This window comes from Roseococcus sp. GW821-FHT12F05 (genome assembly GCF_058806835.1).
Window position 1 is genome coordinate 192,695 of the sequence record NZ_JBXAQB010000007.1, and the last position, 13,489, is coordinate 206,183.

General features: G+C 67.6%; 11 protein-coding genes. 7 read left to right on the forward strand and 4 right to left on the reverse strand.

Translation table 11 applies throughout. From position 1 onward, the window contains the following. Nucleotides 1-7: 7 nt before the first annotated feature. The 4 genes from AC1ROY_RS18835 to AC1ROY_RS18850 form a co-directional block, all read right to left on the reverse strand. On the reverse strand, nucleotides 8-1,810 hold the full coding sequence (locus tag AC1ROY_RS18835) for a peptide ABC transporter substrate-binding protein (protein WP_493150397.1): 1,803 nt from the start codon (nucleotides 1,808-1,810) through the stop codon (nucleotides 8-10). A 166-nt stretch (nucleotides 1,811-1,976) separates the two neighbouring features. After that, nucleotides 1,977-3,323: an LLM class flavin-dependent oxidoreductase gene (locus AC1ROY_RS18840; protein ID WP_493150398.1), complete on the reverse strand. Its 1,347-nt coding sequence runs from the start codon at nucleotides 3,321-3,323 to the stop codon at nucleotides 1,977-1,979. Between the two features lie 11 nt (nucleotides 3,324-3,334). Then, nucleotides 3,335-4,693 carry an LLM class flavin-dependent oxidoreductase gene (locus tag AC1ROY_RS18845; protein ID WP_493150399.1) on the reverse strand — a complete coding sequence of 453 codons (1,359 nt, stop codon included), beginning with the start codon at nucleotides 4,691-4,693 and terminating at the stop codon, nucleotides 3,335-3,337. 166 nt (nucleotides 4,694-4,859) lie between these two features. Then, on the reverse strand, nucleotides 4,860-5,780 hold the full coding sequence (locus AC1ROY_RS18850) for a LysR substrate-binding domain-containing protein (RefSeq protein WP_493150400.1): 921 nt from the start codon (nucleotides 5,778-5,780) through the stop codon (nucleotides 4,860-4,862). A gap of 350 nt (nucleotides 5,781-6,130) precedes the next feature. On the opposite strand from AC1ROY_RS18850, the gene AC1ROY_RS18855 reads away from it, so the two are divergent. From AC1ROY_RS18855 to AC1ROY_RS18885, 7 genes are all read left to right on the forward strand, one after another. Next, nucleotides 6,131-7,099 (forward strand): ABC transporter permease, encoded by a 969-nt coding sequence (locus AC1ROY_RS18855; protein ID WP_493150401.1) that lies wholly within the window; start codon nucleotides 6,131-6,133, stop codon nucleotides 7,097-7,099. A 1-nt stretch (nucleotide 7,100) separates the two neighbouring features. Then, nucleotides 7,101-8,060 (forward strand): ABC transporter permease, encoded by a 960-nt coding sequence (locus AC1ROY_RS18860; RefSeq protein ID WP_493150402.1) that lies wholly within the window; start codon nucleotides 7,101-7,103, stop codon nucleotides 8,058-8,060. Then, nucleotides 8,032-9,075 carry an ABC transporter ATP-binding protein gene (locus AC1ROY_RS18865; RefSeq protein ID WP_493150403.1) on the forward strand — a complete coding sequence of 348 codons (1,044 nt, stop codon included), beginning with the start codon at nucleotides 8,032-8,034 and terminating at the stop codon, nucleotides 9,073-9,075. Before AC1ROY_RS18860 ends, AC1ROY_RS18865 begins: the two co-directional genes overlap by 29 nt. Further along, a complete protein-coding gene (locus AC1ROY_RS18870) occupies nucleotides 9,072-10,058 on the forward strand; it encodes an ABC transporter ATP-binding protein (protein WP_493150404.1) in 987 nt (328 codons plus the stop codon). The genes AC1ROY_RS18865 and AC1ROY_RS18870 overlap by 4 nt, the downstream gene beginning before the upstream one ends. A 19-nt stretch (nucleotides 10,059-10,077) precedes the next feature. Then, entirely contained in the window at nucleotides 10,078-11,802 is a 1,725-nt protein-coding gene (locus AC1ROY_RS18875; RefSeq protein ID WP_493150405.1) for an ABC transporter substrate-binding protein, read from the forward strand. Between the two features lie 61 nt (nucleotides 11,803-11,863). Then, nucleotides 11,864-13,207 (forward strand): LLM class flavin-dependent oxidoreductase, encoded by a 1,344-nt coding sequence (locus tag AC1ROY_RS18880; RefSeq protein WP_493150406.1) that lies wholly within the window; start codon nucleotides 11,864-11,866, stop codon nucleotides 13,205-13,207. Continuing rightward, complete coding sequence (locus tag AC1ROY_RS18885; protein WP_493150407.1) at nucleotides 13,204-13,434, forward strand: type II toxin-antitoxin system HicB family antitoxin; 231 nt, start codon at nucleotides 13,204-13,206, stop codon at nucleotides 13,432-13,434. The genes AC1ROY_RS18880 and AC1ROY_RS18885 overlap by 4 nt, the downstream gene beginning before the upstream one ends. The last annotated feature ends 55 nt before the right edge of the window (nucleotides 13,435-13,489 follow it).

Sequence of the window (13,489 nt, forward strand, 5' to 3'; positions counted from 1 at the left end):
CGCGCGCTCAGCTCGTGCGGTACCAGTCGCCCAGAAGCCATGTCGTGCCGTCCCAGGCGCTCAGCACGGGCCGCAGGTTGTTCAGGCTGGCGCTGACGGTCGGCCGCTTCACCAGCGGGATGACGTGGTTGCTGTTCACCACCAGGTCGTTCATGCGGATGAACATCGCCGCCCGCTTCACCGGATCGAGCTCCCCCTGCGCCTGGCGGAACAGGCTGTCGTACTCGTCGCTGCGGAAGCGGACGATGTTGCGCCCCTGCCAGTTGTTCGCCTTGGACGAGCATTCCCAGGAGACGTACTGGTTCATGAAGCGCTCGGGATCCGCCTGGGTCATGGTCGTGGTGTACATCTGCATGTCGGCGTAGAGCTTCACATAGGTGTCGGGATTGGCGATGTCCGACGAGAAGAACACCGAGGCGGTGACCGACTTCAGCTCCAGCTCGATGCCGGCGCGCTGGGCCGCCTGCTTGTAGATCGCCTGGGTGCGCTGGCGCGGCGCGTTGACCGAGCTCTGGAACAGGAATTTCAGACGCACCCCATCCTTCGTGCGGATGCCGTCCCGCCCGCGCGCCCAGCCGGCGCGGTCGAGGATGTCGTTCGCCTTCTGCAGGCTGAACTCCCAGCGCGTGTTCGGCGAGACGAAGCGCGGCGGGTTGTTCAGGAAGTTGGAGGTGGCGGGGCCGCCGCGACCGTAGATGTGCTGCTCGAGCGCGCCGCGATCGATCAGCAGGGACATCGCCTCGCGCACGGCGGGATCGCGGAAGGCCGGATGCTCGGTGCGGATCGAGGATCGCTCGCCGTCCACCTCCCGGTTCGGATCGGTCGTGTTGAGCTGCACGAACTCGATGTTGCCGTTGTCGATGATGTTGATCTTGCCCCGGCTGCCCTCCTCCAGGCGCCGGAGGATGGCGTCTTCGACCTGCAGGCTCCAGGCATAGTCGTAGTCGCCGGTCTGCAGCACGGCCCGGGCCGCCGAGGCCGCGTCGCCGCCGCCCTTGATCTCCAGCGTGTCGAAATAGGGCCGGTTCTCGCGGTGGTAGTTCGGGTTCAGCTCGGCGCGGAGGTTGTCCCCCGGCGCGAAGGCGACGAACTTATAGGCGCTGGTGCCCACCGGACGCAGGTTGGTGGGCGCGTCGCGGCCATTGGCGCCGGCATAGTCCTTGAACAGGTGCTTCGGGATGAGCTGCCCCTGGGAGGCGACGAAGGCGTCGGCCCAGAAGGGCGAGGGCTGGGCGAACTCCACCCGCACGGTGAAGTCGTCCACCTTCACGACATTTACGTCGCGGTAGGAGCCGGAGGTGACCGCGGCCACCGCGGGATTTTTCGCGTATTCCCAGTTGAAGACCACGTCGTCGGCCGAGAAATCCTGGCCGTCATGCCATTTCACGCCGCGCTTCAGCTTCCAGGTGATGGCGCGGCCATCGGCGGAGATGCCGCCATTGTCCGTGGAGGGGATCTCCGCCGCCAGCACCGGATACAGCGTGCCGTCGGTGGCCCAGCCGGCCAGCGGCTCATAGAAGACGCGGCTGGCATCGTTGTTGGTGGTGCCGGAGCCGAAATGCGGGTTCAGCAGGGTCGCCGCCTGCCAGTACAGGATCTTCAGCGCGCCGCCGCCGCCCCGCCGGGAGGGCGCATAGGTGGGGACCGAGCCGGACTGGGCGGCGGCCGGGGCGGCGCCGGTGATCGCCAGCAGCTGCGTCGCCGCGGGCGCGGCGAAGCCGAGCGCCGCCATGCGCTTCACGAACCCCCGGCGCGACAGCGTGCCGCGCTTCACGCGGCCGATCATCTGCCGCAGATCGTCTTCCGTCATGCCAAGCCCTCCAGCCTGGCCGCGAGGCTATAGGAGGGGTGAGGCGGCAGGCCACGGAAAATGCAGGGTCTTTGGCATGGGCTTTGGAGCCGCCGCGCGTGAAACGCCCGCGAGCGGGGCAGTTTCGGGATCAGCCCGCCCTCAATCCCGACAGGGTGGCCCGCGCCTATTCCGCCGCCGCGGCCCTCCGCCTCGCCGGATGCTCCGGCCGCGCGAGGCCCAGATTCTCCCGAAAGGTCCTACCCTCGTATTCCTTATGGAACAGGCCGCGGCGCTGCAACTCCGGGATCAGCTGCTCGAAGACCTCCTCCACCGGCTCCGGAAAGAAGGGCGGCAGGATGTTCCAGCCGTCGCAGCCATGATGGACGAACCAGTCCTCCATCTCGTCGGCGATGCTGGCCGGCGTGCCCACGAAGACATGGTGCCCCGAGGCCGAGCGCTGATTGATCAGCTCGCGGATCGTGATGGTCTTGCCCTCGAGCTGCCGTGCCAGCCGCTCATGGGCGCTCTTCACGCTGTTGGTGTCGGCCAGGAGCTTCGGCACGGGACCGTCGAGGTCGTAGCCGCTGAGGTCGCCGAAGGAGGGGATCAGCGCCGCCAGGCCCAGCTCGGGATGGATCAGCTCCGCCAGCCGGTCGGCGCGGTTCTGCGCTTCCTGCATCGTGCGGCCCATGATCGGCATGATGCCCGGCATCACCAGCGAGCTCTCGGGCGTGCGGCCATGCGCGGCGAAGCGGCTCTTCACGCTGGCGTAGAAGGCGACGGCGTCGTCGCGCGACTTCTGCATGGTGTAGATGATGTCGGCCGCGCGCGAGCCGAGATCCTGTCCCGGGCCGGAGGATCCCGCCTGCGCGATGACGGGATAGCCCTGCACGGGCCGGCGGACGTTCAGCGGGCCGCGCACCCGGAAATGCTCGCCGTGGTGATGCGGCGTGTGCATTTTGGCAGGGTCGAAATATTGCCCGGTCGCCTTGTCGCGGATGAAGGCGTCGTCCTCCCAGCTGTCCCAGAGGGCGAAGACGACGTCGACGAACTCCTCGGCGCGCTTGTAGCGCAGGGCGTGCTCGAGCAGGGCGTCGCGGCCGAAGTTCAGCGCCTCCTGCTCGGACCAGGAGGTGACCACGTTCCAACCGGCGCGCCCGCCGCTGATCTGGTCCAGCGAGGCGAATTTGCGCGCGATGTGATAGGGCTCGTTGAAGGTGGTCGAGGCGCTGGCGATGTAGCCCATGCGCTCCGTCACCGCCGAGAGCGCGGCCATGATGGTGAAGGGCTCGAAGACGTCGATGCGGCTGTCGTAGCTGAGCTGCTCCTCGTCCTTGGCCGAGCTGCGCACGGCGATGCCGTCGGCCCAGAACATGAAGTGGAACCTCGCCGCCTCGGCCTGCTGGGCCAGGCGTTTCCACAAGGCGAAGTCCATGGAGGAGGCCAGATGCGCCTCCGGCATCCGCCAGCCGCCACTATGCGCGCCGTTGCCGACGAGGTTGAGGCCGAGCTTCATCTGGCGTTTGGTCACGCGGCGATATCCTATTCGGCGGCCGAGGCCTGGGCCGCGCGCTGGGCGGCGTAGCGGTTGATATGCGGCTTGAGGCCGAGGTTCTCGCGCAGAGTCCCGCCCTCATAGGCCTTGCGGAACAACCCGCGGCGCTGGAGCTCCGGCGTGATGAATTCCACGAAGTCGTCGCAACTGCCGGGAAGGTAGGGCGGCAGCACGTTGAAGCCGTCGCAGGCGCCGGCCTCGTACCATTCCTGCATGCCGTCGGCGATCTCCGAGGCCGTGCCGATGAGATAGAAGCCGCCGCCCACGATCTGCGTGTAGAGCTGGCGGATGGTCAGGTTCTGCGAGCGCGCACGGTGCATGACGCGCTCGGTGCTGCTGCGCATCTCGGAGGCGCGCTGCGGCTCCGGCACCGGGCCGTCGATGTCATAGCCGCTGAGGTCGCCCAGTGCGGCATAGACGCGCGCCAGCCCGACCAGCGGATCCGTCAGGGCCTGCAGCTTGTCGAATTTTTCCTGCGCTTCCTCCCGCGTGCGGCCGACGATGGTGCGGACGCCCGGCATGATTTTCAGGTCGTCCCAGTCGCGGCCATACTTGGCCAGCCGCCCCTTCACATCGTCGTAATAGGCCTTGGCCGCCGTGAGGGAATCCTGCGCGGCATAGACGACATCCGCCGTCGCTGCCGCGATCTCCCGCCCGGGCTCCGAGGCGCCAGCCTGCACCATGATCGGCCGGCCCTGCGGCATGTTCGAGACGTTGAGGGGGCCGCGGACCTGGAAGTGCTTGCCGCGATGATTGAGCAGATGCATGCGGCTCTCGTCGTAGAACAGGCCGCCGGCCTTGTCGTAGATGAGGCAGTCCGGCTCCCAGCTGTCCCAGAGGCCCTTCACCACCTCCACGAACTCGGCGGCGCGCTCGTAGCGCGTCTCGTATTCGAGGTGCTCCTCGCGGTTGAAGTTCTTTGCCTCCGCCTCGGACCAGGAGGTGACGATGTTCCAGCCCGCGCGCCCCTTGCTGATCAGGTCCAGCGTCGCGAACTTGCGGGCCACGTGATAGGGCTCGTTGTAGGTCGTGGACGCCGTCGTGACCAAGCCGATGTGCTTGGTGAGCACGGCCAGTGCCGGCAGCAGCGTCAGCGGCTCCATCTCCACCAGCTCGTAGCCCGAGCGCGCGAGCGAGCCGCGCGGCTCGTCGCGCTCGCGCAGGCCGATGCCGTCGGCGAAGAAGATCATGTCGAAGAGACCGCGCTCGGCCATCACGGCGTTGTGCGCGTAGTGCTCGAAGCGCAGCGTGCCGTCGGCCGGCACGTCCGGGTGCCGCCAGGCGGCCGGATGGTAGCCGAGCCCGCGGATCGACATGCCGAGCTTCATCATTCCTGGACGTGCCATGCTCATCTTCCTCAGGCGTCGATCGCGCCAAAAAAGCTCTGCAGCAGCGCCAGGCGCCGCCCTGTTGTCCGCGAGCGATGGCCGGACAGCCGGCCAGAGGGTGAGAGACAACAAAAAAGCATGAACGGCCGGCGCGGCGCAAGGCCGAAGCGAAATGAATTCCCGTTCACCCCGTCAGATCCGGCAGCAGGCGGGACATGGTGGCCTCCTGCCGGAGCACGGCAATGAACTCCTCCACCGTGCGGGAGCGCGGCATCCCCGAAGGGAAGACCAGGGCGACGGGGTAATCCAAGCGCGGCTCGAAGCGGCGCAGCACGATGTCGGGGTCGCGCAGCGCCGTCACGGTGAAGGGATCGAGCAGCGCGATGCCGACGCCCTGCCCGACCAGCCGGCACAGCACCTCCGCTGAGGTGGCCTCGGCCAGCTCGCGCACCATGATTCCGGCGATGCGCAGCATCGCGTCCAGCTTCACCGCGATGTGGCTGCGCGCGCCGTGGTTGATGAGGTTCTGTTCGTGCAGGTCCTCTGGCCGGATCACCGCCCGCGCCGCGAGCGGATGCGACGCCGGCAGGGCGCAGACGGCGTCCAGCTTCGGCAGCGGCTCGATGTCGAGGCCGGGATAGTCGGCCGGGGCATAGGCGATGCCGAAGTCGAACTGGCGCAGTGCCACCCGCTCCAGCACGGTGGGCGCGATATGGTTGTGCAGGGCGACGTAGGTGTCGGGATGGTCGCGCAGGAAGCGCGCCACCAGCCGCGGCAGGATGCCGTGCGCCGGGCCGGCCATGGCGATGATGCGCAGATGGCCGCGCCGCACGCGCTTAATCTCATGCGCCGTGTGCTCGATGCGGCCCAGGCCGACGAAGCTCTGCTCCACCTCCCCGAACAAGAGGTTGGCCTCGGCATTGGGCACGATTCCGTTGCCGCGCGGCTCGAAGAGACGGAGCTGCAGGATCTCCTGCATGTCGCGCATGAGACGGCTGACCGCAGGCTGGGTGAGTCCCAGCATCTCCGCAGCCCCGGAGATGGACCCCCGCAGCATGACGGCCCGAAAAGCCTCGATCTGTCGGTGGGTCAGGCGGCGGTTCATGGGCCTTCATAACATTGAGGTATGAAGCTTGGCAAAATGAGCATTTGATTCAGATCAATGCATGCCTAGGCTCTTCCATTGCAGCCGGGAGAACCGGCGCATTAGGGGTGATTTGCTCAGCGTGCGGCAGGCTCCACGAGAGGGAGATGTCGTGTTGGACCATGCCATGCGTCAGGACGCGGCCTTGCGGCCGCCGACCGCTCCTGCCGATTCGCCGACAAACGAGATGGACATGGCGTAGCGCAAGCGCGTCAAATCCAGGAGCGCTGCCGTCCCCGAGGGTGAGAGCGAGGGGGCGGCGGCGCCTCCGAGACCACGCCGCATCGACGCCCGCCCTGTCAGGAGACTTCATGGGGACAGCACGCTACATCGCTCGAAGGCTGATCTTCTCCGCCTGCCTGATCCTTGGCGTCAGCGTGATCCTCTTCGCGATGATCAACGCGATCGGCAATCCGATCGAGATCCTGCTGGCCGAGCGGCCCGGCATCACCGACGACATCATCGAATCCGTCAGCAAGTACTACGGCCTCGATGGCAGCGTCACCGACCGCTACTTCACCTGGCTCTGGAACATCGTGAACCTCGATTTCGGCACGAGCATCATCTACAACCAGCCCGTCTCGGAGATGCTGACCGCCTATGGGCAGGAGACGCTCAAGATCCAGGTCCCCGCCATCCTCATCGCGCTGCTGATCTCGGTGCTCATCTCCGTGGTGGCGGCGACGCGGCAGTACAGCCGGCTCGATTTCGGCGTGATCGCCGGCGCCATGCTGGGGCATTCGCTGCCGGGCTTCTTCGTGGGCATCCTGCTGATCCTGGTCTTCTCCTACTGGCTCGGCATCCTGCCCTCCTACGGCGCCTTCTCCACGCGAAACCTGCTGATGGACAGCTATGTGATCGATGGGCTCTGGCACATGGTGCTGCCCGTGAGCATGCTCGTCTTCTTCAACACCGCGACGCTGACCCTGCTCATGCGCTCCTCGCTGGTGGAGGTGCTGCGGCAGGACTTCATCACCGCCGCCCGCGCCTCAGGCCTGCCGGAGCGGCGCGTGGTCTTCGGGCATGCGCTGCGCAACGCCTTCATCCCCGTGCTGACCTATCTCGGCATTCTCTTCGGGCTGATGCTGGGCACGGCGCCGGTGACGGAGACGGTCTTCACCTGGCCGGGGCTGGGCGCGCTCTACATCATGGCGATCCAGCAGCTCGACTATCCGCTGATCATGGGGGCGACGATGGTCATCACCTTCATGCTGGTGGGCGCGACGTTGCTGACCGACATCGCCTATGTCCTCATCGACCCGCGCATCCGGCTCGCCTGAGATGGACACGCAGGTCGCTCCCGATCCCATCCCCTCTGCGGTGCCGGAAGCCAGCCTTGCGGTGCCGTTGCGCCCGCCGGGCATCTGGCGGCAGGGCTGGTACCGCTTCCGCCGCAACCGCGGCGGCATGCTGGGTCTGGCGCTGGTGGCGCTGGTCGTGATCGTCGCGATCCTCTGCCCCTTCGTCGCGCCCTACGCGCCGACCGACCAGGAGGCCATGCTTCGCGGCGCCTCCCGGGCCGCGCCCAGCTGGGCGCATTGGCTGGGTACCGACCGCAACGGCTACGACGTGCTGAGCCGCATGCTCTACGGCGCCCCCACCGCCCTGGCCGTCGGGCTCGGCGCGATGTTCATCGCCTCCATCATCGGTGTGATCATCGGCGGAATCTCCGGCTATGCCGGCGGCCTGATCGACGAGTTCCTGATGCGCTTCGCCGAGTTCTTCATGGTCATCCCGGTCTTCATCGTGATCCTGGCCGTGGTGCGGCTCTTCGGCATCGTCGTGGTCGGCACCTGGCTGGAGAGCGTGCCGCACCTCAACCTCATGACCATCATCGTGCTGCTCGGCTGCTTCGAATGGCCGCCGATCGCGCGCATGGCGCGGGCCGAGTTCCTGCGCCTCAAGCACGCGGAATTCGTCGAGGCGGCGGTGGTCATCGGCTCGACCAAGCGTTCCATCCTGCTGCGGCACATCCTGCCCAACGCGCTGCCCTCGCTGATCGTGCTGGTGGCGCTCGGCATCGGCGGCGCGATCCTGGCCGAGACCATGGTGAGCTTCCTGGGGTTCGGCGACCCGCGCGCCGTCTCCTGGGGCCAATCCCTCTACTTCAACTACGAGGCGCTGAAGGTGGCACCCTGGGCCGTGCTCGCCCCGGGCGGCGCGATCTTCGTGACGGTGCTGGGCTTCAACCTTCTCGCGGACGGACTGACCGATGCTTTCAACCCTCGCCTCCGCCGGTAGCCCCGCGCCAGTGGCCGATGCGAGGCCGCTCGTCGAGGTACAGGACCTCAAGGTCCACTTCTTCACGCGCGAAGGCGTGGTGCGGGCGGTGGACGGCGTGGACTTCCGGATCAACGCCGCGGAGACACTCGGCATCGTCGGCGAATCCGGCAGCGGCAAGACGGTCTCGAGTCTCGCCTTGCTGCGGCTGGTGCCGCCGCCGGCGAGGACGGTGGGCGGGCGCATCCTCTTCGAGGGCGAGGACCTGCTGACGAAATCGCCGAAGCAGATGGCGGCGATCCGCGGCCGGCGCATCGCGATGATCTTCCAGAATCCCGCGACCTCGCTGAACCCGATCTATTCCATCGGCAAGCAGCTGTCCGAGATCATCACCTGGCACGAGAAGGTACCCCGCAGGCAGGCCGAGGAGCGGGTGGCGGAGCTGCTCAACCTCGTCGGCATCACCGATCCGGTCACGCGGCTGCGGCAATATCCGCACGAACTCAGCGGCGGCATGAAGCAGCGCGTCGGCATCGCGCGCGCACTGCTCTGCAACCCGGCGCTGGTGCTGGCCGACGAGCCGACCACCGCGCTCGACGTCACCATCCAGGCGCAGATCCTGGAATTGCTGGCCGACCTCCAGAAGCGCTTCCGCATGTCCATGGTGCTGGTGACGCACGACATGGGCGTGGTCGCCCGCATGGCGACCCGCATCACCGTCATGTATGCCGGCCGCGTCTGCGAGACGGGTGATGCCGCGACCATCTTCAACGCGCCGCAGCACCCCTACACGCGCGCCCTGCTGGAGAGCATGCCGCGCGTCGACCAGGCCTATGAGCGCGGCGCGGGGAAAAAACTGCCGACCATCGCGGGCCGTCCGCCGAACCTGCTGAACCCGCCCTCCGGCTGCCGCTTCCACGACCGCTGTCCCGAGGCGATCGCCGATTGCCAGCGCCTCCTGCCCATCGAGACGGAAGTGGCGCCGGGCCATACGGTGAGCTGCATCCGCCGCGGCAGCCAGGGGATTGCGGTATGACCGCGCTGCTGGAAGTCGACAGCCTTTCCAAGCGCTATCCCGTCACACGGCGCGGGCTGTTCCGCGCGCGGCAGACCGACGAGATCCGCGCCGTCGACAACGTGTCCTTCCGCGTCGAGACGGGCGAGACGCTCGGCCTCGTCGGCGAATCCGGCTGCGGCAAGACGACCACGGCGCGCGCGATCCTCAACCTGGTCGAGCCCAGCGAGGGCATCGTGCGCTTCCAGGGTCGCGACATCGTGCCGCTCTTCAAGGAGGGCGACCGGCAGAAGGTCCTGCAGGTGCGGCGCTCGCTGCAATACGTCTTCCAGGATCCATGGCTTTCGCTGAACCCGCGCTGGACCATCGGCGAGACGCTGAAGGAGCCGCTGCGCGTGCACCGCCCGGAGGCCCCGGAGAGCTGGGACGCACGCATCGCGGAACTGCTGAACATGGTCGGGCTGGAGCCGCACCACGCCTGGCGCTACCCGCACGAATTCTCCGGCGGCCAGCGCCAGCGCGTCGGCATCGCGCGCGCGCTGGCGATCGAGCCGCAGCTGCTGATCCTGGACGAGCCGGTCTCCTCGCTCGACGTCTCGGTCCGCGCGCAGATCCTGAACCTGCTGGTCGAGCTGCAGGACCGGCTGGGGCTCGCCTATCTCTACATCTCGCACGACCTCGGCTCGGTGCGCTTCATCAGCACGCATGTTGCGGTGATGTATCTCGGCAAGCTCGTCGAGATCGGCGAGGTGGACGCGCTCTTCACCCGCCCGCGGCACCACTACACGCGCGCGCTGATATCGGCGATCCCGGTCCCGAGCCCCGGCGCGGAGAACACCCGCATCGTGCTGCAGGGCGAGGTGCCGAGCGCGCTGCGCCGGCCCTCCGGCTGCCCCTTCCACCCGCGCTGCGCCGCCGCGCTGCCGGTCTGCTCCGAGATCGAACCGATGCTCGCGCCCTCCGGCGATGGCGAGCATCGGATGGCCTGCCACAACCCCGCATGATGGGAGACGAAACATGTCCTTGAGCAGCAAACGCCGGGCCCTGATGCAGGCCGCCGCGGCCTCCGCCGTCACGGCGGCCGTCGGCCCCGCGTCAGCGGCGACGCCCTTCTTCAAGCTCTATCTGATGATCCCGAACAACCAGCCGGCCCGCATGATCTGGGGCACGCTGGCGGCGCAGCAGATGTCGCGCATCGGCATCGACGTGGTCTCCAGCTTCGTGCCCTTCACCGTGATCGGCCCGCGGCGCTCGCGCGGCGACGGCAAGCCGCATCCCGAAGGGGGCTGGGACGCCTATCTGGAGCGCTACTACTACAATGCGATCACGCCCACGCCGAACACGCTGTTCCACAGCCGGCTGATGCCGCCGAGCGGCCAGAACTTCTACTACGTGAACGACCCGCAGCTCGACGCGGCGATGGACAGCATGGCCTCCACCATCGATCCCGCGCAGCGCATGGGTGCCTACCGCGCCTTCGAGCAGCGGTGGTACGATATCGAGCCGATGACGATCCTCTTCTACCCCGAGGACGTCATCGCCGTGAATCCGAAGCTGCGCGGCTTCGATACCACGACCTTCAACCCGGTCTTCTATCCGAACCCGGAGAAGTGGACGATCGAGGGCGGGGGCAACAACGCCACGGCGGCCTTCGCCTCCTGGGCGCCGCCGAGTTCGCTGATTCCGATGTACACGATCGGCTACAATGAATCGAACATCTTCGGCCCCGTCTACAACCGGCTCTACGAGTACGACAGCTGGGAGACGAAGCGGCTCGTCCCAGCGCTGGCCACCGGCCACACCATGTCGGAGGACGGCAAGCACTGGGTCATCTCGCTCCGCCAGGGCGTGAAGTGGCACTCCGGCGAGGAGTTCACCGCCGAGGATGTGAAGTTCACCTGGGACGTCTTTCTCAACAAGGCCTATGGCTCCCCGATCCAGGCCGCGACCGAGCAGCTGCTGGGCGGGCCGAACGCCTACCGGATCACCGGCAAGCACGAGATCACCGTCGACCTGCCGGCCTACAACATGCTCTTCTTCGACTGGCTGCTGGGCGCGCAGGCGATCATCCCCAAGCATGCCTATGAGAGCATCCGCCCGGAGGGCCTGCGCGGCCACACCGCGGGCAACTGGCTCGGCCGCTACACCGTCCGCACCTCGGCCGGCCGCAGCTACACCGCGATGGGCGGCATCGGCACGGGCCCCTGGATCGCGCAGGGCTACGACCCGCAGCGCCGGGCGTACAAATACGTGCGCAACGAGGAATACTGGAAGCCGCACACCGGCAATGTGAAGACCTTCTACGTGGTCAACATCCAGGGCACGGATTCCGTGCTCTCCGCGCTGCGCGCCGGCGAGATCGACGCGCACGACCCGATGTACGACATCGGGCCGGTGGTCAGCACGATCGACCCGTCCTGGGGCAAGGTGCAGACCTTCGACAGCTTCAAGTGGCAGCACATCTGCTACAACCTGCGGCACCCTGTCTTCGGCACGGGTGTGGACACGCCGCTGGGCCGGCGCGATCCCTCCAAGGCGGCGGAGGCCGCCGCGTACATCCGCAAGGCCATCAGCCACGCCATGCCGCGCGAGCAGATCGTCAAGGAGATCGCCGGCGGCTACGGCAAGGAAGGCACCGTCCCGATGCCCTTCTCGGCGCCGGAATACGATCACGACATCCTGAAGCCGATCGCCTACGACCTCGATATCTCCCGGCAGTACATGCAGCGCGCCGGCTACGAGTACTGACACCGACACGGCGCCGCCGGCCCGGCGGCGCCTCTTCCAGCGAAGCGATGAGACCTGAACGATGACCAAGCCGATCAGCCTCGGCCTTTCCATGCGCTACCTCGGCTACCACGCCGCGGCCTGGCGGCATCCCTCCGCCGATCCCGACGCGGCCTCCAAGTTCAGCCACTACAAGTACATCGCCCAGACCGCCGAGAAGGCGAAGATCGACATGGTCTTCCTGGCCGACGGCATCGGCCTGCGCACCCCAGACACGCCGCCCGGCGCTCTCCGCCGCTCGCATCAGACCTTCGAGCTGGAGCCGCTGACGCTGCTCTCCGCGCTCTCCTCGGTGACGTCGCATATCGGCCTCGTCGCGACGGCCTCGACCACCTACAACGAGCCCTATCACATCGCGCGCAAATGGGCCTCGCTGGACCATCTCAGCGGCGGCCGCGCGGGATGGAACATCGTCACCTCCTGGTCCGAGATCGAGGCCCGCAACTTCAGCCGCGAGAAGCACATGGACTACGACCTGCGCTACGAGCGCGCGGCCGAGTTCGTGGAGGTGGTGAAGGGGCTCTGGGACAGCTGGGAGGAGGGCGCCGGCGTCTTCGACAAGGCGAGCGGCATCCTGCTCGATCAGTCGAAGATGCACACGCTCCACCACAAGGGAAAGCACTTCCAGGTCGAGGGCCCGCTGACCATCCAGCGCACGCCGCAGGGCCGGCCCGTGCTGGTGCAGGCGGGCGCCGCGCAGCAGGGCATGGAGATCGCCGCGCGGAGCGCGGACGTGGTCTATTCCTCCCATTTCGAGATGGCCGCGGCGAAGACCTATTACGACGACCTCAAGGGCCGCCTGCCGAAATATGGGCGCGAGGCCGACAGCCTGAAGATCATGCCGGGCGTCACGCTCTTCATCGGCCGGACGCGGGCCGAGGCGCAGGCGCAGTACGACCAGCTGAACGACCTGGTCGCGCCGGAGCTCGGCCTTTCCTATCTCTACCAGCAGTTCGGCGACCTCAGCGGGAACGACCTCGACGGGCCGGTGCCCGAGCCGCCGGATCCGCGCATCAAGAGCATGGCCCAGAAGCTCCTCGCGCTCGCGCGGCGCGACAACCTCACGATCCGCCAGCTCTACGCCACCATCACGCCGGGCTTCGGCGGGCGCTGCCTGATCGGCACGCCGAAGGACATCGCGGACGACATGCAGGCATGGGTGGAGGCGGGCGCGGCCGACGGCTTCAACCTCTGCCCGCCGGTCCTGCCGCTCGGGCTCGACCAGACCGTGGAGCTGGTCCTTCCGGAGCTGCGGGCGCGGGGGATGTTCCGCACCGAATATGCTGGTTCGACGCTGCGGGAGAACCTGGGGCTCGCGCCGCCGGAGAACCGCTACGCGGCCCGAGCGTTGGAAAGGGCGGAATGAACGAATCCCTGAGCTATCCGGCCGAGCTGTCCGACAGCGTCGACGGCGTCACCATCACCTTCCCGGACTTCCCTGGCGTGCGCGCCTGGGGCGCGGACGAGGCGGAGGCGCTGCGGAACGGCGCCGAAGCCTTGCAGACCGCCGTCTGGAACGCCCTGAACGACGGCATGATCCTGCCCATCCCCAGCGAGCCGCATGAGCGCCCGATGGTCTCCGTGATGGTCTGAAGCGGCCGCATCCTGCCGGCCCCCAGGTTGCCACCCCGCCGCCCAGCGCGCATTT

Bases quoted from the DNA above. Each gene is read 5' to 3' on its own strand.
- AC1ROY_RS18835 (WP_493150397.1), bottom strand. From the start codon at position 1,810: ATGACGGAAGACGATCTGCGGCAGATGATCGGCCGCGTGAAGCGCGGC.
- AC1ROY_RS18845 (WP_493150399.1), bottom strand. From the start codon at position 4,693: ATGGCACGTCCAGGAATGATGAAGCTCGGCATGTCGATCCGCGGGCTC.
- AC1ROY_RS18850 (WP_493150400.1), bottom strand. From the start codon at position 5,780: ATGAACCGCCGCCTGACCCACCGACAGATCGAGGCTTTTCGGGCCGTC.
- AC1ROY_RS18855 (WP_493150401.1), top strand. From the start codon at position 6,131: ATGGGGACAGCACGCTACATCGCTCGAAGGCTGATCTTCTCCGCCTGC.
- AC1ROY_RS18860 (WP_493150402.1), top strand. From the start codon at position 7,101: ATGGACACGCAGGTCGCTCCCGATCCCATCCCCTCTGCGGTGCCGGAA.
- AC1ROY_RS18865 (WP_493150403.1), top strand. From the start codon at position 8,032: ATGCTTTCAACCCTCGCCTCCGCCGGTAGCCCCGCGCCAGTGGCCGAT.
- AC1ROY_RS18870 (WP_493150404.1), top strand. From the start codon at position 9,072: ATGACCGCGCTGCTGGAAGTCGACAGCCTTTCCAAGCGCTATCCCGTC.
- AC1ROY_RS18880 (WP_493150406.1), top strand. From the start codon at position 11,864: ATGACCAAGCCGATCAGCCTCGGCCTTTCCATGCGCTACCTCGGCTAC.
- AC1ROY_RS18885 (WP_493150407.1), top strand. From the start codon at position 13,204: ATGAACGAATCCCTGAGCTATCCGGCCGAGCTGTCCGACAGCGTCGAC.